The organism is Streptomyces sp. NPDC038200, from assembly GCF_055600785.1.
The window spans coordinates 127,773-144,725 of sequence record NZ_JBVJYH010000011.1; the positions used below are offsets into that span (position 1 = coordinate 127,773).

19 protein-coding genes and 1 tRNA gene are annotated in these 16,953 nt (G+C 71.1%); 13 read left to right on the forward strand and 7 right to left on the reverse strand.

The genetic code is table 11. From position 1 onward, the window contains the following. Nucleotides 1-51: 51 nt before the first annotated feature. The 7 genes from ACZ7KF_RS23135 to ACZ7KF_RS23165 all read left to right on the forward strand — a co-directional run bounded on the left by ACZ7KF_RS23135 (nucleotide 52) and on the right by ACZ7KF_RS23165 (nucleotide 4,224). Nucleotides 52-747 carry a DUF2637 domain-containing protein gene (locus tag ACZ7KF_RS23135; RefSeq protein ID WP_471078101.1) on the forward strand — a complete coding sequence of 232 codons (696 nt, stop codon included), beginning with the start codon at nucleotides 52-54 and terminating at the stop codon, nucleotides 745-747. Nucleotides 748-760: 13 nt separating this feature from the next. Next, nucleotides 761-940: a mobile element transfer protein gene (locus ACZ7KF_RS23140; RefSeq protein WP_391973099.1), complete on the forward strand. Its 180-nt coding sequence runs from the start codon at nucleotides 761-763 to the stop codon at nucleotides 938-940. A 14-nt stretch (nucleotides 941-954) separates the two neighbouring features. Beyond that, entirely contained in the window at nucleotides 955-1,110 is a 156-nt protein-coding gene (locus tag ACZ7KF_RS23145; protein WP_471078104.1) for a hypothetical protein, read from the forward strand. 20 nt (nucleotides 1,111-1,130) lie between these two features. Then, entirely contained in the window at nucleotides 1,131-1,436 is a 306-nt protein-coding gene (locus ACZ7KF_RS23150) for a SpdD-like protein (RefSeq protein ID WP_471078106.1), read from the forward strand. Between the two features lie 97 nt (nucleotides 1,437-1,533). Then, nucleotides 1,534-2,883 carry a replication initiator gene (locus tag ACZ7KF_RS23155; RefSeq protein WP_471078109.1) on the forward strand — a complete coding sequence of 450 codons (1,350 nt, stop codon included), beginning with the start codon at nucleotides 1,534-1,536 and terminating at the stop codon, nucleotides 2,881-2,883. Next, a complete protein-coding gene (locus ACZ7KF_RS23160; protein ID WP_471078112.1) occupies nucleotides 2,873-3,055 on the forward strand; it encodes a helix-turn-helix domain-containing protein in 183 nt (60 codons plus the stop codon). Before ACZ7KF_RS23155 ends, ACZ7KF_RS23160 begins: the two co-directional genes overlap by 11 nt. Continuing rightward, a complete protein-coding gene (locus tag ACZ7KF_RS23165; protein WP_471078115.1) occupies nucleotides 3,055-4,224 on the forward strand; it encodes a site-specific integrase in 1,170 nt (389 codons plus the stop codon). The genes ACZ7KF_RS23160 and ACZ7KF_RS23165 overlap by 1 nt, the downstream gene beginning before the upstream one ends. A gap of 97 nt (nucleotides 4,225-4,321) precedes the next feature. Here ACZ7KF_RS23165 and ACZ7KF_RS23170 read toward each other — a convergent pair. The 3 genes from ACZ7KF_RS23170 to ACZ7KF_RS23180 all read right to left on the reverse strand — a co-directional run bounded on the left by ACZ7KF_RS23170 (nucleotide 4,322) and on the right by ACZ7KF_RS23180 (nucleotide 6,419). Next, nucleotides 4,322-4,395, reverse strand: a tRNA-Pro gene (locus tag ACZ7KF_RS23170). A 66-nt stretch (nucleotides 4,396-4,461) separates the two neighbouring features. Next, nucleotides 4,462-5,220, reverse strand: coding sequence for a Pr6Pr family membrane protein (locus ACZ7KF_RS23175; RefSeq protein ID WP_471078118.1), 759 nt, complete (start codon nucleotides 5,218-5,220; stop codon nucleotides 4,462-4,464). A 272-nt stretch (nucleotides 5,221-5,492) separates the two neighbouring features. Beyond that, on the reverse strand, nucleotides 5,493-6,419 hold the full coding sequence (locus tag ACZ7KF_RS23180) for a metallophosphoesterase (protein ID WP_471078121.1): 927 nt from the start codon (nucleotides 6,417-6,419) through the stop codon (nucleotides 5,493-5,495). 94 nt (nucleotides 6,420-6,513) lie between these two features. On the opposite strand from ACZ7KF_RS23180, the gene ACZ7KF_RS23185 reads away from it, so the two are divergent. After that, complete coding sequence (locus tag ACZ7KF_RS23185; protein ID WP_471078124.1) at nucleotides 6,514-6,981, forward strand: GatB/YqeY domain-containing protein; 468 nt, start codon at nucleotides 6,514-6,516, stop codon at nucleotides 6,979-6,981. A 385-nt stretch (nucleotides 6,982-7,366) separates the two neighbouring features. Here the strand turns inward: ACZ7KF_RS23185 and ACZ7KF_RS23190 are convergent, their stop codons facing one another. After that, complete coding sequence (locus ACZ7KF_RS23190; RefSeq protein ID WP_471078128.1) at nucleotides 7,367-9,721, reverse strand: transglycosylase domain-containing protein; 2,355 nt, start codon at nucleotides 9,719-9,721, stop codon at nucleotides 7,367-7,369. Nucleotides 9,722-10,281: 560 nt separating this feature from the next. On the opposite strand from ACZ7KF_RS23190, the gene wblA reads away from it, so the two are divergent. Next, a complete protein-coding gene (gene wblA / locus ACZ7KF_RS23195; RefSeq protein WP_201841212.1) occupies nucleotides 10,282-10,620 on the forward strand; it encodes a transcriptional regulator WblA in 339 nt (112 codons plus the stop codon). 257 nt (nucleotides 10,621-10,877) lie between these two features. Here the strand turns inward: wblA and bagB are convergent, their stop codons facing one another. Together bagB and bagA are read right to left on the reverse strand one after the other, a co-directional pair. Continuing rightward, entirely contained in the window at nucleotides 10,878-12,287 is a 1,410-nt protein-coding gene (gene bagB, locus ACZ7KF_RS23200) for an ATPase BagB (RefSeq protein WP_471078130.1), read from the reverse strand. Then, complete coding sequence (gene bagA, locus ACZ7KF_RS23205) at nucleotides 12,284-13,261, reverse strand: ATPase BagA (RefSeq protein ID WP_471078133.1); 978 nt, start codon at nucleotides 13,259-13,261, stop codon at nucleotides 12,284-12,286. The genes bagB and bagA overlap by 4 nt, the downstream gene beginning before the upstream one ends. Before the next feature lie 106 nt (nucleotides 13,262-13,367). Here bagA and ACZ7KF_RS23210 point away from each other — a divergent pair, with 106 nt between their 5' ends. The 4 genes from ACZ7KF_RS23210 to ACZ7KF_RS23225 all read left to right on the forward strand — a co-directional run bounded on the left by ACZ7KF_RS23210 (nucleotide 13,368) and on the right by ACZ7KF_RS23225 (nucleotide 15,847). Continuing rightward, on the forward strand, nucleotides 13,368-13,526 hold the full coding sequence (locus ACZ7KF_RS23210; protein ID WP_009189813.1) for a DUF4177 domain-containing protein: 159 nt from the start codon (nucleotides 13,368-13,370) through the stop codon (nucleotides 13,524-13,526). Then, nucleotides 13,523-13,987 (forward strand): RidA family protein, encoded by a 465-nt coding sequence (locus ACZ7KF_RS23215; protein ID WP_471078136.1) that lies wholly within the window; start codon nucleotides 13,523-13,525, stop codon nucleotides 13,985-13,987. Before ACZ7KF_RS23210 ends, ACZ7KF_RS23215 begins: the two co-directional genes overlap by 4 nt. 67 nt (nucleotides 13,988-14,054) lie before the next feature. After that, a complete protein-coding gene (locus ACZ7KF_RS23220; protein ID WP_471078139.1) occupies nucleotides 14,055-15,020 on the forward strand; it encodes an NUDIX hydrolase in 966 nt (321 codons plus the stop codon). Then, nucleotides 15,017-15,847, forward strand: coding sequence for an MBL fold metallo-hydrolase (locus ACZ7KF_RS23225; RefSeq protein WP_471078143.1), 831 nt, complete (start codon nucleotides 15,017-15,019; stop codon nucleotides 15,845-15,847). Before ACZ7KF_RS23220 ends, ACZ7KF_RS23225 begins: the two co-directional genes overlap by 4 nt. A 77-nt stretch (nucleotides 15,848-15,924) precedes the next feature. Here the strand turns inward: ACZ7KF_RS23225 and ACZ7KF_RS23230 are convergent, their stop codons facing one another. After that, nucleotides 15,925-16,746, reverse strand: coding sequence for a nucleotidyltransferase domain-containing protein (locus tag ACZ7KF_RS23230; RefSeq protein WP_471078146.1), 822 nt, complete (start codon nucleotides 16,744-16,746; stop codon nucleotides 15,925-15,927). Nucleotides 16,747-16,953 lie beyond the last annotated feature (207 nt).

Consider the following 16,953-nt stretch of genomic DNA (forward strand, 5'->3'; position numbering starts at 1 on the left):
GCGCCATGTCCCTACCCCTCCCATGCCCAAAGCAGGAAGGAACCGGAGCCGATGCGTGCCCACCTGGTCCGCGTGGACGCCGTTGTCGTCCAAGCAGTCATCGCGGGCGCCCTGTCCTTCTCCCACCTGCACGACCTCGCCGCGGCGGCCGGACAGGGCGGCTGGAAGGCTTGGGCCTATCCCGTCAGCGTGGACCTGCTGCTCGTCGCCGCTTGGCGACGGATGCGCCAGTTGCAGCGAGCGGGGCAGGTAGCCGGCAGCCCGCGGCTGTGGTTCTTGGTGGCACTGGCCGCATCTCTCGGCGCCAACGTCGCCACCGCCGGGCTCCTCGACCTGGACCACGTCCCCGCGTCGCTCCGCGTCGTCGTCGCGGGCTGGCCCGCCATCGCCTTCTTCGGCGGCACCCTCCTGGCCCACACACCGCACGGCCAAGACACGTCGGCGGTCCCGGAAGCGCCCGCGGCTGACCCTCCCCAGGGCCAGGCCAGCTCACCGGCCGCCGTCGATGCTCCCGTGCCGGATGCACTACCGGCACCGGCTCCCGAGCCCGCCGCCCCTGAGCCGGAAACCGTCCCGGCTCCGCCGCCCAGCTCCGCCGTGGCGCTGCCTCCCGTCCTCATCGACCGTGTCCGGGCCCTGGTCGACGAACACCGCTTGGCCACCGGCCGCCCCGCCGACCCCGACGCCGTCCGCGCCCGGCTCGGCCTGCCCCCGTCCATGACCGCCTCCGTCGCCGCCCACCTGTGAGAGGAGCACCGCCATGAACCGCCGTTTCCGCAACGTCCGCCGTATCGGCCCCGTGAACGTGGCCTCCTACGTCGATCGGGGCAGGCATCGCCACCTGGCCGCCTGCACCGCGCCCCGCTGCGACTTCTCGGCCGAGTACGACTCCCGCGCCGCCGCCGAACTCGCCGCCCGCACCCACCGCTGCTCGGCCTGACAGGAGACCACCCCATGGACGTTCCGCTCTGGCTCGCCCTGCTCGTCGTCGGCGTCCTCGGCGTCAAGCTCATCCGCCCGCCCTGGTGGCTCATCGCCGTACTCCTCCTCGGCGGCTACCTCCTCGCCGACAGCCAGCTGGCCCCCGTCATCAACTCCCTCGTCAAGTAGCCCGCGAAAGGAGATCCCTCATGTTCCGGCCGAAGATCCCGACCATGCCGCAGCCGACTGGCCTGGTCACCCGTTCCACCGCCATCGAGCCGGCCACGGTCACCCCGGCCCCCTCAGCCACGCCGCCGGCCTCCCCGGCTCCAGCCGCACCTCGCCCGGCCGTCCAGCTCACCCCCGCCACCGTTCTCGCCCTGGTCGGCGGTGGCACCGCCGTGGTCCTGGTCGTCGGTGCCGTCCTCGTCTCCATGCTCCTCGCCGTCGCACTGACCGCCACCTCGGTCGCCGTCTGTGCCGTCGTCACCCGCTCTCTGCTCACCCGCCGCTGAATCGACGGCTGCTTCCGTCCGGCTTGCCGTTGCTGTCTAGCCCCCTCGACAGGCAGGCCGGGCGGCCACCCCAGACCACTCAAGGAGGAACCCGCACATGCGCCTGCCGGCTCCCCTGGGAGCCATCCGTCACCTGGCCGCCCTCGCCCGGCACGGCGACGTGAGTGCTTACGCCCGGCAGATCCAGCGTCTCGGCGGCTGTGAGCGGCCCGTCCGAATGGAGGGCCACCGGCTTGACGTCCACGCCGCCACGGGCGAGATCGTCCGCGAAGTCATCGACCGCGACCTGCCTGCCGGACAGCTCCTCATCCGCTGCAACAACCGCCGCGCCACCCGGTGCGCCGCCTGCGCCGAGACGTACCGCAAGGACACGTTCCACCTGGTCACAGCGGGTCTGAGCGGCGGCAAGGGCATTAGTCCTGCCGTCGCGCAACACCCCCGCGTGTTCGCCACGTTCACTGCCCCTTCCTTCGGCCCCGTCCACAACCGCCCCGCCGGTGGACGCTGCCGCTGCGGACGCTCCCACCCGGAGGACGACCGCGCCCTGGGCACGCCGCTGAACGCGGAGCGGTACGACTACCGGGCAGCCGTCCTCTGGAATGCCCACGCCGGTGCCCTCTGGGCCCGTTTCACCACCTACTTGCGCCAGCAGCTAGCTTCTCGCGCGGGCGTCACCCGGACCGCGCTGCGCGACTGCCTCAAGGTCTCGTACGCCAAGGTCGCCGAGTACCAGCGGCGCGGTGCCGTCCACTTCCACGCCGTCATCCGCCTCGACGGCCCGGACGGTGCCGAGTCCACCCCACCGGCCTGGGCCACGACCGAACTCCTCACCGACGCGATCCGCACTGCGACCCGTCTCGCCGAGGCACCCGGCCCCGCCCTCGACGGCCACGCCTACACCTTCCGCTTCGGTGACCAGCTCGACATCCGCCCCATCCGCTCCGCCGACTTCGCGGGCAGCTCGGAGCTGTCCAGCCGGGCCATGGCGGCCTACATCGCCAAGTACGCCACCAAGGGCGCCGAGTCCGCCGGCACCCTGGACCGTCCCGTCCGCAACCCGATCACGGACCTGATCGGCTCCGGCGTCACCGACCACGCGCGGCGGATGATCCTCACCTGCTGGCACCTCGGTGGGTTCCCCGAACTTGGAGCCCTGCGCCTGCGCAAGTGGGCTCACATGCTCGGGTTCCGCGGCCACTTCTCCACCAAGTCCCGGGCCTACTCCGTGACCCTCGGCGCCCTCCGCCAGGAACGCGTCGACCACAACGAAGCCTTGACCCGCGCACGCGCCGCCGAGGCGGGTCACCCGCTGCCCGACCCGGACACCGTCCTCGTCCTCTCCCACTGGCGCTTCGCCGGAACCGGACTGACAGACGCGGAAGCCGTCCTCTCTCCCTCTCGATCAGACGTTCTTTACGCACAAGGAGAACCCGACCGTGCACGATGACGAACTTCTGACCGTTGCCGAGGTGATGGCCCGTCTGCGGCTCGGCCGATCCAAGGTGTACGACCTGATCCGCACGCGACGCCTGCCCTCAATCACCATCGGCCGGTGCCGGCGCATCCCCGCATCCGCCCTGGGCGACTTCATCGCCGGACAGATGGAGCGAGCGGCCTGATGACCAAGCGTCGGAGCCGCGGTGACGGCGGCCTGCACTGGGACGAGAAGCGGCAACGGTGGATCGCCACGGCGAACCTGGGTTTTGATCCGAGCGGCAAGCGGATCGTGAAGCGAGGGAGCGGCAAAACCAAGACGGAGGCGAAGAACAAGCTCAAGGAGGTGTTGCGGGACCACGAAGACGGCCTTGCGATCGCACCCACCAACTACACGGTCAAGGACGCCGTGACGGACTGGTTGACGTACGGCTTGGCGGGCCTCGATCCCAGCACCGTCGACACCGTGACACTCCTGAGCGAGAAACATGTGATCTCCTCGCTCGGCGCTCGCAAGCTGCGGGAGCTGAGCGCTGAAGACGTAGATCGCTGGCTGGCCACCAAGGCGAAGACGCTCAGCACGCGCACGCTCCAGGGAATCCACTCCTGTCTCAACCGCGCGGTCAAGCGGGCCATGGCGCGGGACAAGGTGAAGCGCAACGTCGTCGAGCTGTGCTCGGTGCCTCAGGGCCAGGCGGGGCGTCCGTCCAAGGCGCTCACCTTCGCCCAGGCCGAGGCTGTGCTCAAGGGCGCCGAGGGGACCTCGATGTACGCGTACATTGTCGTCGCCCTGCTGACCGGGGCCCGCACCGAGGAGCTGCGGGCCCTTACCTGGGACCACGTCTTCCTGAAAGGCCGGCCGGACCTCGACCCGCCGCAGCCTCCGCACATCGCCGTCTGGCGGTCGGTCCGGAGGAGTGGGGACACGAAGACTCGGAAGTCCCGGCGCACGCTCGCCCTGCCGGCGCGCTGCGTGGACGCCCTCTGGCAGCAGTTCGAGGATCAGGGGTGGGATCGGCTCGCCGCTGATGAGGAGTGGGAGGAACACGGCCTGGTCTTCTCGTCGGCCGTCGGCAAGCCGCTCGATGCCGCCAACGTTCGCCGTGCCTTCCGCCAGGCGCTCAAGGGCATCGACGGGATCACCCCGGAGGAGTGGACGCCGAGGGAGCTGCGGCACAGCTTCGTGTCCCTGCTCTCCGACCGGGGTGTGCCACTGGAGGAGATCTCCCGGCTCGTCGGGCACTCGGGGACGGCCGTGACCGAGGAGGTCTACCGGAAGCAGATCCGGCCCGTGATCCAGACCGGTGCCGTGGTCATGGACGGCATCTTTGGCGCGCAAGAGCGGCGGCCGTAGACACACGGAAAGCGTTAGTCACGCAGATAGACACGCACGCAGAAACAGATCAGGCAGGTACTGAAGTCAGTACCTGCCTGATCTGCTACTTCGGCTGTCGGGGTGGCGGGATTTGAACCCACGACCTCTTCGTCCCGAACGAAGCGCGCTGCCAAGCTGCGCTACACCCCGGTGTCGCTGCTTCTCGCGGCGACGTCGTTTACTTTAGCCCACCGGTGGCTGTAGACGAAATCCGCTTTAGACGGGGTGGCGGAACGGGGTCGGGCGGGTGTGGTCCAGGGCCACCAGGAGGACGGCCAGGGCGTAGATCGCGAGGCCCAGGAGGAGGGCGTTGGCCAGGGTGCTGCGGTAGCCGTGGGCCGTCACGTCCAGGAAGGGATAGAGGTAGCGGGCCGGGTTCGAGGGGGCGAGGAAGGCGGCTCGGATGAAGGAGAAGGCCAGGTACGCCAGGGGGTAGAGGAGCCAGGACGCGGCCTGGCGGAGCCGCAGGCGTGCCGCGGGGGTGAGGAACAGCCAGTCCAGCACCACTGCCGTCGGGACCAGGACGTGGAGGACCTGGAGGACCGCCCACTGGGCGTGCCAGCGCTCCGGGGCCGTCGTCGCGCCGGTCATGGAGAACGGGGGCGTCGAGTGGTCCAGGAGCAGGTGGTAGACCAGCGCCGTGATCACGGCGTAGAGGAGCGTGGCGCCTGTCACGGCGGACGGCAGTGCGCGGCGGGCCCGCCAGGCCCTTCCCGCCGACAGGAGCATGACCAGGGCCACCAGGATGTTGGCCTGGACGCTGAAGTAGCTCAGGGCGCGGGCCGGCGTGCTGAGCAGCAGTTCCAGCGCGACGCCTCCGGCCGCCACCACGGCGATCGCCAGGCGGAGCGCCGCGGCCGTGGGACGGCGGATCGGGGCCACCACCGCCGTGGCCGGTACCGGGGCGGGCAGCAGCAGGGGCGGGCCCGGGATCGCGGGCAGGTCCGGGATGTCCCTGGGTATCGGGGCGGTCATGCCTTCACGCTAGGAGCGGGGGAGGGGCCCGGCCAGGTGGATTGCGCCGTGTGGGTTACCCCGGCTCCGGGGTTCCGGCTCCCGGTTTCCGCGGCTCCCGGTTTCGGCGGTTTCCGGTCTCCGGTCTCCGCGGCTCCCGGCTAGCCGCTTGCCGACCTCCCGGTTCGTTGTTGCCGGCCCCTGGATTCCCGGTTGTCCGGTTCCCCCCGCTTCCCCCGATTGTCCGGTTCCCCCGATTGTCCGGTTCCCCCGGTGTCCGACCCCCGCGCTCTCTACTCCCTGCCCACCAGCGTCAGCAGCGTCGCCTCCGGCGGGCAGGCGAAGCGGACCGGGGTGTAGCGGTTGGTGCCGCAGCCCGCCGACACGTGGAGGTAGGACGTACGGCCCTCCGCCGTGTGCGTGGACAGGCCCTTCACGCGGTCCGTGTCCAGGTCGCAGTTGGTGACCAGGGCGCCGTAGAAGGGGATGCAGAGCTGGCCGCCGTGCGTGTGGCCGGCCAGGATCAGGGGATAGGCGTCCGCCGTGAACGCGTCCAGCACCCGCAGGTAGGGGGCGTGGACCACGGCCAGGGAGAAGTCGTACGACTCCGACGGCCCCCCGGCCACCCGGGCGTAGCGGTCGCGCTTGATGTGCGGGTCGTCCAGGCCGGTCAGCTCGATGGAAGCGCCCTCGATCTTGAGGGCGCCCCTGGTGTTCGTCAGGTTCAGCCAGCCCGCCGCGTCGAAGCCGTCCCGCAGGTCCTCCCACGGGTTGTGGATCGCGGCCACCGCCGGCGGGTTGCCGTTCAGGCCGTGGCGTCCGCTCGCCTTCTCCAGCAGGTAGCGGGCGGGGTTGCGGAGCTTGGGGCCGTAGTAGTCGTTGGAGCCGAAGACGTACGCGCCCGGGAACTCCATCAGCGGACCCAGGGCGTCCAGCACCTCGGGGACGCCCTCCGGGTCCGACAGGTTGTCGCCCGTGTTGATCACGAAGTCGGGGCGCAGGCCCGCCAGCGACTGCAGCCAGCGCTGCTTCTTGCGCTGTCCGCTCACCATGTGGATGTCGGAGACCTGCAGCACGCGCAGCGGGCGCATGCCCGGGGGCAGGACGGGGACGGTGATCCGTCGGAGGCGGAAGGAACGGGCCTCGAAGCCCGCCGCATACACCAGGCCGGCGGCGCCGGCCGCCACGATTCCCAGGGGAACTCCGTATCGCGCGCGCATACGCCCATCGTGTCAGACCGGTTGACGACGATGAGACCGGCGGTCGGATAAATGAGCGGGCGTAGCCGACGGTGCACCTGCGACAATCGTGGTCATGACCACCACGCTCAAGTCGAAGCTGCACGACGACCTCAACGCCGCGATCAAGGAGCGCGACGAGCTCCGCTCCTCGACGCTCCGGCTGACCCTCGCCGCGATCACCAAGGAGGAGGTCGCGGGCAAGGAGAAGCGGGAGCTCTCCGACGACGAGGTCCTCAAGGTGATCACCCGTGAGGCGAAGAAGCGCCGTGAGGCGGCCGATGCCTTCGCGCAGGGTGGTCGTGCGGAGTCGGCCGAGCGGGAGAAGGCGGAGGGCGAGGTGCTCGCCGAGTACCTGCCCAAGCAGCTGTCCGACGAGGAGCTGAACGCGATCGTCGCCCAGGCCGTGGAGGAGGCGAAGGCCGCCGGTGCCGAGGGGCCGCGGGCCATGGGCGCCGTCATGAAGATCGTGAACCCGAAGGTGGCCGGCCTGGCGGAGGGCGGCCGGGTCGCCGCGGTGGTGAAGAAGCTGCTCCAGGGCTGACGCAGCCGGCTTCCCGCAGCCGCCGGCAGGGCAACGACGGAATCCAATCCGCCAGCCCCGCCAGCCCCGGCGCCCCTCGGTGCCATACGGCTGACACGGCAGTTCGGAAGCACGGCAGTACAGCCGATCCGGCTGACACGCCGACACGGCTGACAGCCCGACACGGACGGCGCGGCGGCACAGCCGATGCCGCCGGTACGTCGATCGACGGGGCCGCACCCCCTCCCGGAGGTGCGGCCCCGTCGGCGTACCGCTCTCGTGCTGTTCGCCGTACGGCTGCCGCGACTGCCGCGACTACCACGGCTGCCGCGACTACCACGGCGGCCACGGCTGCCGTGACTGACTGCCGTGGCCGCCGTGGCCGCCGTACCGCGAACGGAACCCGTCAGCCCCGGCGGCCCCCGATGCCGTGGCCGTTCCCGCCGTTCCCCTGGCCCTCGATGAAGCCCTCGGGGATGGAGAACGTCGGCGTCGGGAACGTCCCGCCGGTGTTGCCGCCGGGCGTGCCACCCGTGGTGTCGCCGCCCGTGGTGCCGCCGTCAGTGGCGCCCCCGTCGGTCAGGCCGCCGATCAGTCCCCCGATGACCCTTCCCGTCGTGTCCCCGTTGTTCCCGTCGTTGTCCCCCCGATCGCCTTTTCCCTGATCATCACCCTCGTGGGTGTCGTCGGGGATGTCGACCAGGTTGAAGTCGGGAGCGGGCTTGCCCTCCAGCGCGCCGCTCATCATGTCGCGCCAGATCGGTCCCGGGACCTCACCGCCGTAGACCTTGTCGTGCGGGACGCCGCCGATGGTGATGCTGGTCATCTTGCGCTTGTGCTGCGGGTCGCCGACCCAGACCGCGCCCGCCATGTTCGGGGTGTAGCCCACGAACCAGGCCGCGTAGCGCTCGTCCGTGGTACCCGTCTTGCCCGCGCTCGGGCGGCTGCCGAGACCGGCCTCCTGACCCGTGCCGTCCTCGACCACGCCCTTGAGCAGCGTGCTGACCGTGTCGGCGGTCTTCTCCGACATCGCCCGCGAGCAGGTCGACTTCGGCACCGCCAGGGACTTCCGCTCGCTGCCGACCTTCTGCGTGATCGACGCGATGGCGACCGGCGTGCAGTACATGCCGCGCGAGGCGAAGGCGGCGTACGCGCTCGCCATCGTCAGCGGGGACATCTCCTGGGTGCCGAGCGCGATGGAGGGCGCCTGCCGGATCTGACGGCCGTCCGCGCGCTGCACGCCCATCTTCTTGGCCATGTCGACGACCGGGCAGATGCCGATGTCGCTGATCAGCTGCACGTAGTAGGTGTTGACCGACTTCGCGGTCGCCTCCTTCATGCCGTACGGGCCGTGCTCCTCCTCGTTCTCGTTGGTCAGCTTGGTGGGCTTGCGGGGGTCGTCGCGCCACACCTTGCCGTCGCACGCGGACACCGGGCTCGGGTACGTCATCTCGTACGGCGACGAGTACTCCTGGGTCGGGGGCTTCCCGCCCTCGATGGCCGCCGCGGCGACGATCGGCTTGAACGTCGAACCGGGCTGGTAGCCGACGCCGCCACCCATGTCGTGGTTGACGGACAGGTTGATCGTCGTCTCGTCGTTCCGGATGTTGACGCCGTACGGGCGGGACTGGCCCATGGCGAGGATCTTGCCGGTGCCGGGCTCGACGATGGTCGCGGCGGTCGCCACGGCGTCGCTCTTGTAGACGTGGTCCTTGATGGACTCCTGCGCGGACTGCTGCGCCTGCGGGTCGAGCGTCGTACGGATCGTCAGGCCGCCGCGGTTCCAGAGCTTGGCCCGCTTCTCCTTGGTCTCGCCGAAGACCGGGTCGGTGAGGACGACCTGGCGGACGTAGTCACAGAAGAAGCCGGCGCCCTTCGCCGCGGTGATGCAGCCGTTCTTGGGGCGGCTGGTGTGCAGGCCGAGCGGCTTCTCCTTGGCCTGGTCGGCCTCCTTCTGGGAGATGTCGCCGACCTCCGCCATGCGCTGCAGGACGGTGTTGCGCCGCTTGGTGGCCTCCGCCTCGTCGTTGACCGGGTCGTAACGGCTCGGGGACTGCACGATGCCGGCCAGCAGCGCCGCTTCCTGCACGTTCAGGTCCTTGGCGTGCTTGGAGAAGTACCGCTGGGCGGCGGCCTCGACGCCGTAGGCCTGCTCGCCGAAGAAGGTGATGTTCAGATAGTTCTCGAGGATCTTCTTCTTGCCGAGCTTGTCCTCGATCTGGATCGCGTACTTCAGCTCGCGGATCTTGCGGCCCAGGGTCTGCTGGGTGGCCTCGGCGACCTTGGTCGGGTCGTCGCCGGCCTCCTCGATGAAGTAGTTCTTCACCAGCTGCTGGGTGAGCGTGGAGGCACCCTGGGCGACCCCGCCCGACTGCGCGTTCTTGTTCAGGGCGCGCAGCACGCCCTTGAGGTCGACGGCGCCGTGCTTGTAGAAGCGCGAGTCCTCGATCGCGACGATCGCCTTCTGCATGTACGGCGAGATGTCCTTGAGGTCCACCACCGTACGGTCACGGGAGTAGACGGTCGCGATCTGATGGCCCTGGTCGTCCAGGATCGTCGTGCGCTGGCTCAGCTGCGGACTCTTCAGGTTGGCCGGGATCTCGTCGAAGCCCTTGACCGAGCCCTTGGCCGCGAGGCCCAGCGCGCCGGCCGCGGGCAGCGCGATGCCCGCCATCACGGCTCCGGCGAGCACACTGACACCGAGGAACTTGGCGGCCTGCTGCATGGGCGACAGACCGCCGCCCGAGCGCTTCTTTGGCATGGGGGCAGCCTAATCCGTACTGTTGAGCGTTCCGAGGGAGCGACCGCTTCTCGGGATGTTCCGGGTGCCGGATCGTGACGTACCGCCCGAGCGGGCACCGGTGTGCGCCGGTCCGCGCCATGGCACGGTACGTCGGGGTGTCTACCTTCCCAATCGCCGGACACGCGCACAGGCCTTGGCCTAAGCTGCTCTCAACTGTCACAGCAATGCGGTCATGCATCAATACGTCCGGCGGCCCCGAATCGTTCCGGATGTAGCCCGAAATTCTCCGGGAGCGTGCCCGTTCCCTGGGGGAGACGAGCCCGGATCCGCCGTGTGTGCCACCTGGTGCCCGGTGTGACGCACCACAACCGTCCCGGTATGCCGGGATGATCACGCATGTCGCCAGCTCACTCCCGCGGGTGATCTGCCGCTTACCCATAGTCCGTTCGGGCCATTCAAGATTGGGCCCGAAGGGGGTGTTGCGCTGTCCCCACCTTCCGTAACGTCCTCAACTGGCGGCGGTGAATATGCCGCTGCCGCCGTGGGGGAGCCTCGATTCGGGAGAGGACGGCGCCGGTATGGGCTGGGTAACCGACTGGAGTGCGCAGGCTGCCTGCCGCACTACCGATCCGGATGAACTGTTCGTTCAGGGAGCAGCGCAGAACAGGGCCAAGGCGGTGTGCACCGGATGTCCGGTACGCACCGAGTGCCTGGCGGACGCGCTGGACAATCGCGTCGAGTTCGGCGTGTGGGGAGGCATGACGGAGCGGGAGCGCCGCGCACTGCTGCGCCGGCGTCCCACCGTGACCTCGTGGCGCAGATTGCTGGAAACCGCCCGCTCGGAGTACGAGCGCGGCGTTGGGATCGTGCCCCTCGACAGCGACGAGGTGTACGAGAACTACGCGGCGGTGAGCTGAGGGCACCCCCCTCCGGCGCACCCCAGGGGCACACTCCAGGGGCGCACCGCTGCGGTCTGGCCCGCCTCGTCACGGCCCGGCCGCCTCACTCCTGGCAGACGTCCCGCGCCTTGGTGCGGCGCCCGCCGAGTGTGTGGCCAGGACCGCGTGGGGCCATGGCTGCGTGTGCCGTGCGTCACGTGCGTGTCCACGTGCGCTCTGTACCTGCCTCTGCGTGCTGTCGTGCGGTGTGCTGCCGTGTGCTGCCGTGTGCGCGCCTACGGGTGCTCCGGTCGCCCGGCCGCCAGCCGGTCCCCGATGTCGCGCAGGCCCGTGAGGTCGTGGACGTCGCCGGGCAGTGCGGGCACTTCGACCACCGCCACCTCGGGATGGCGGGCGGTGAAGCGGTCGCGCGTGCGCTGCTCACGGGAGAGCAACTGCATGCGGTCGGCGTGCAGTCTCAGCAGTCCCGCGGTGAGCCGGTCGACGGAGTGCTCCGGGTCGGCGGGGGAGCCTTCTTCGGGAGCAGTGGGCGCGGTCTCGGATGCGGGAGGTTGTGAACTGCCGTACGTGTCGGGAGAGTTACGAAGTCCAGCTTTCCCGTCCCCCTGATCCACAATGCGGGGGTCCTCAAGATTTTCCGCGGCGGCGAGCGCCCGCTCGGCGGACAGCCGACCGGCGCCGCTGCCATGAACCCGGTTCAGCACCAGGCCCACCAGGGGCATCTTCTCCGCGGCCAGCCGCTCCACGAAGTACGCCGCCTCGCGCAACGCGTCCCGCTCGGGAGCCGCCACCACCAGGAACGCCGTGCCGGGAGCCTGGAGCAGCTTGTAGGTGGCGTCCGCGCGCGTACGGAAGCCGCCGAAGGTGGTGTCCATCGCGGCCACGAACGTCTGCACGTCCTTCAGCAGCTGACCGCCCAGCAGCTTGCCCAGGGTGCCGGTCATCATCGACATGCCGACGTTGAGGAAGGCCATCCCCGCGCGACCGCCGAGCTTGGCCGGAGCGGTCAGCAGGCGGATGAGCCGGCCGTCCAGGAAGGAACCGAGCCGCTTGGGCGCGTCCAGGAAGTCCAGCGCCGAACGGGACGGCGGGGTGTCGACCACGATCAGGTCCCACTCGTCCCGCGCCCGCAGCTGGCCCAGCTTCTCCATGGCCATGTACTCCTGCGTGCCCGCGAAGCCCGCCGAGAGCGACTGGTAGAAGGGATTCGCCAGGATCGCCGCGGCCCGCTCCCGGTCGGCGTGCGCCTCCACGACCTCGTCGAAGGTGCGCTTCATGTCGAGCATCATGGCGTGCAGCTCGCCGTCGCCCTCGGTGCCCTTCACCCGCCGCGGGACGTTGTCGAGGGAGTCGATGCCCATCGACTGGGCCAGCCTCCTGGCCGGGTCGATGGTCAGCACGACCACCTTGCGGCCCCGTTCGGCCGCCCGCAGCCCGAGGGCCGCCGCGGTCGTCGTCTTGCCGACCCCGCCCGAGCCGCAGCACACCACGATCCGGGTCTTCGGGTCGTCCAGCAGCGGATCGACGTCGAGCACGCGCGCGGGGGACAGCCGCCGGGGGGCCGTCTCCTGCGCCTCGCCCGTCTTCCGCCCGCCGCCCGTCTTCCGCCCGTCCGCGGTCCTCGGGGCTTCGGGGGCTTCCGGTTCCGCGGGGGCCTCCCGCGCCTCTGCTCGGTCCGGACTCATGACAACCCCTGCTTTCGCAGCTCGGTGGCGAGTTCGTACAGGCCCGCGAGGTCCATGCCCTCGGCGAACAACGGCAGTTCGTGCAGCGGCAGGTCCAGCTCGCCGAGGACCGCGCGCTGCTCCTGCTCCAGCGCGTACCGCTCGGCGTACTCCGCGGCCTGGTCCAGCAGCGGATCCACCAGCTTCTCGGCGTTCCCGCCCCGCCGGGCCCCGCCCAGTCCGGCCGCCGAGAGGGCCTGTGCGACCGAGGAACGCTCCACGGTCCGTACGAGTTCCAGATCGGCCGCGTCCAACACCTCGGGCCGGACCATGTTCACGATGACGCGGCCCACCGGCAGCCGCGCCGCGCGGAGTTCCGCGATGCCGTCGGCGGTCTCCTGGACCGGCATCTCCTCCAGCAGCGCCACCAGGTGCACCGCCGTCTCCGGTGACTTCAGCACCCGCATGACGGCCTGCGCCTGATTGTGTATCGGGCCGATCTTCGCGAGGCCCGCCACCTCGTCGTTGACATTGAGGAAACGGGTGATGCGGCCGGTCGGCGGCGCGTCCATGACGACGTAGTCGTACACGAACCGTCCGGATTTGTCCTTTCGGCGCACGGCCTCGCACGCCTTGCCGGTCAGCAAGACGTCTCTGAGGCCGGGCGCGACCGTGGTGGCGAAATCGATCGCGCCGAGCTTCTTCAAGGCCCGGCCCGCCCCGCCGAGCTTGTAGAACATCTGGAGATAGTCCAGAAGGGCCAGTTCCGGATCGATGGCGAGGGCATACACCTCACCGCCGCCCGGAGCGACCGCGATCTTCCGCTCTTCATAGGGCAACGCCTCCGTCTCGAAGAGCTGTGCGATGCCCTGCCGGCCCTCGACCTCCACGAGAAGCGTCCGCTTCCCCTCGGTCGCGAGGGCCAGCGCGAGTGCGGCGGCGACCGTCGTCTTTCCGGTCCCGCCCTTGCCGCTGACGACCTGGAGCCTGCTCACGTCTTCGAGACTAACCAGTCCGGCCGACGATCACGCGGGAGGCTGTGGATAACGGCCGCCCCGACCGTCGGCCTGTCCCGTGCGTCACAGCGGCTACAGTCGGCCCATGACCAAGTGGGAATACGCAACCGTGCCGCTGCTCGTCCATGCCACGAAGCAGATTCTGGACACCTGGGGCGAGGACGGCTGGGAGCTCGTCCAGGTCGTGCCCGGGCCCAACCCCGAGCAGCTCGTGGCCTACCTGAAGCGGGAGAAGCAGGCATGAGCGCGGTGGAGGCCAAGCTGGCCGAACTGGGCCTGACCCTGCCGGACGTCGTACCGCCGCTGGCCGCGTACCAGCCGGCCGTACGGTCCGGCGTGTACGTCTACACCGCGGGCCAGCTGCCGATGGTGGAGGGCAAGCTGCCGGTCACCGGCAAGGTGGGCGCCGAGGTCACGCCGGAGGAGGCCAAGGACCTGGCCCGCACCTGCGCGCTGAACGCGCTCGCGGCCGTCAAGTCCGTCGTCGGTGACCTGGACCGCATCGCGCGTGTCGTGAAGGTCGTCGGTTTCGTCGCCTCGGCGTCCGACTTCACCGGGCAGCCCGGCGTCATCAACGGCGCCAGCGAGCTGCTCGCCGAGGCCCTCGGCGAGAAGGGCGTGCACGCCCGCAGCGCGGTCGGTGTCGCGGTGCTGCCGCTGGACGCGCCGGTCGAGGTCGAGATCCAGGTGGAACTCGCCCACTAGACCACCGGGGTCCCGCTGACCTCGGGCACCTCTCGAACATTCGCCCTATACGGGATAGCCTCCGGCCATGGCGAACGGTCAGTGGTACCCCCCGGAGTGGCCCGACCGCATCCGCGCGCTCGCGGACGGCACGCTCACCCCGGTGTCCCCCCGGCGCGCGGCCACGGTGCTTCTCCTGAAGGACACACCGGCCGGGCCGGCCGTCCACATGCTGCGCAGACGCGCCTCCATGGCCTTCGCCGGAGGCGCGTACGCGTATCCCGGGGGCGGGGTCGACCCACGGGACGACGACCGGCAGATCCGCTGGGCGGGTCCCCCGCGCGCGTGGTGGGCGCAGCGGCTCGGCGTCGACGAGAGCGGTGCCCAGGCCGTCGTCTGCGCGGCCGTGCGCGAGACGTACGAGGAGGCGGGCGTCCTGCTCGCCGGTCCGGACGCGGACTCGGTCGTCGGCGACACCACCGGCGACGACTGGGAGGCCGACCGCGCCGCCCTGGTCGCGCGCGAACTGTCCTTCGCCGAGTTCCTCGACCGGCGCGGCCTGGTGCTGCGCTCGGACCTGCTGGGCGCCTGGACCCGCTGGATCACCCCCGAGTTCGAGTCCCGCCGCTACGACACCTGGTTCTTCGTGGCCGTCCTCCCCGAGGGGCAGCGCACCCGGAACGCCTCCACGGAGGCCGACCGCACGGTGTGGATCCGGCCCGAGGAGGCCGCGGCCGGATACGACAAGGGCGAGCTGCTGATGATGCCGCCCACCATCGCCACCCTGCGCCAGCTGCTCCGGTACGGCACCGCCGGCGAGACGCTGGCCGCGGCGCCCGCGCGCGACATGACGCCGGTGCTGGCGAAAGCCCGCCTCCAGGACGGCGAGATCGTCCTGTCCTGGCCCGGGCACGACGAGTTCACCAAGCACATTCCGACGTCGGGGCCGGCGACGGCCCCCACGGCCCCCGCAGCTCCGTCGGCCGCTCCGGCGGGCAACCCGTCGCACACCCCGACGACCACCCCGTCGACCACCGGTGGAGGCCCCGCATGACCGACGCAGCAGCCCTGCCGGGCCAGCCCCGGGGCGGGGTCCTCTCGGGGCCGGCCACCGAACGGGCGGTCAACGTCCTCGCGCCCAACGCCTCCGCGATGACCCTGGACGGCACCAACACCTGGATCGTCGCCGAGCCCGACTCCGACCTGGCCGTGGTGATCGACCCCGGGCCGCTGGACGACGGCCACCTGCGCAACGTCGTGGACACGGCGGAGAAGGCCGGCCGGCGCATAGCCCTGACCCTGCTCACCCACGGCCACGCCGACCATGCCGAGGGCGCCGCCCGGTTCGCCGAACTGACCGCCACGCGCGTGCGTGCCCTCGACCCCGCGCTGCGGCTCGGCGACGAGGGCCTGGCCGCCGGGGACGTGATCGCCGTCGGCGGCCTGGAGCTGAGGGTCGTACCGACCCCCGGGCACACCGCGGACTCGCTGTCCTTCCATCTCCCGGCCGACCGGGCCGTGCTGACCGGTGACACCGTCCTGGGGCGGGGCACGACCGTCGTGGCGCACCCCGACGGCCGGCTCGGCGAGTATCTGGACTCCCTGCGGCGGCTGAGGTCCCTGACGGTGGACGACGGCGTGCACACCGTCCTGCCTGGGCACGGGCCGGTCCTGGAGGACGCCCAGGGCGCCGTCGAGTTCTACCTCGCCCACCGGGCCCACCGGCTCGCCCAGGTGGAGACCGCCGTCGAGAACGGCTACCGCCGCCCGGCCGAGGTCGTCGCCCACGTGTACGCCGACGTGGACCGCTCGCTGTGGCCGGCGGCGGAACTCTCGGTCCGGGCCCAGCTGGACTACCTGAGCGAGCACGGGCTGATCTAGGGTCTTTCGTTTGGATCAGGCCGGATCAGGGAGCGGTGCCAGGGCCCGCGAGCCCGGCATGATCCAAACGGGAGGCCCTAGTCCGGGCGGGGCGCCTTGATGCCGTGCACGCGCGCGTACTCGCCGGCGAGCCAGGGACCGAGGTCGTCCACGTACGACCGCAGGAGCGCCGGGTCGCCGACGGGTTCGCAGCCGTACTCCGCCGCCGTGCGCATCTGTGCGGCCCGCTCGGGGTAGTACGCGCCGAACACCCCGGCCATCTCCCGCAGATCGCTGGTCCAGCCCCGCCAGCGGGGCATGACGAGGGTGAACCCCGTGCGCACCAGGTGCCGGGACATGAAGCGCACGAGCGGCCTGCGGGCCTCCTCGCTGTCCTCCGCCCCCTCGATCCGCTCCCGCCAGCGCGGCAGCCACCGGGCGAGGTCGCCGTTGGTCTCGCGGGCGAGCAGGGAGTCGGGGCGGTAGCGGGGCAGGGACGCGGCGAGGTCGTCGCCGAGCAGCGGGGTGCACAGGCAGGCGACGAACCACGCCAGGTCGTACCGCTCCAGCTCGCTCAGCAGCCGCTCCCGGCCGTGGAGAAGCGTGCCGACGCCGTCGATCTGCGGGAACCGCGCGTCCATCGCCGCACCGAGGGCCCGTACGGTGTTCCGGTCGCCGTCGGTCGGCTCCTCGCGCAGCACGACGAACAGGTCCAGGTCGCTGCGCCCCACGCGCGCGGTGCCGCGGGGGATCGAGCCGTAGAGGTACGCGCTGTGCAGCCGTGCCCCGAAGGCGTCCGGGAGCCGGTCGCGGGCGGCGGCCACGACCGGGCGGAAGGCGTCGGGCACGCGCGCGAGGGAGCCCTCGCGGGCGAGGAAGCCCTGGGCGTCGAGGCCGGGACGGTGAGCGGTTTCGCGCATGCGCCCACTGTGCCGCGCCCACCCGCCCCGAGCAGCCGATTTCCGACGCCGGGGCAGCTTCCCGAGGGGCGTTCGGCGCTTGCGCCGGGGCCGCTCACCGAGGCGGCCGGCCTTGGCGCCGGGGCCCGCTCCCGGGGACGGTCAGCCGTCGCGCCGGGGCGACTCCGGGGGGCGGTCAGCCGTCGCGCCGGGGCGGTTCCGGGGGGC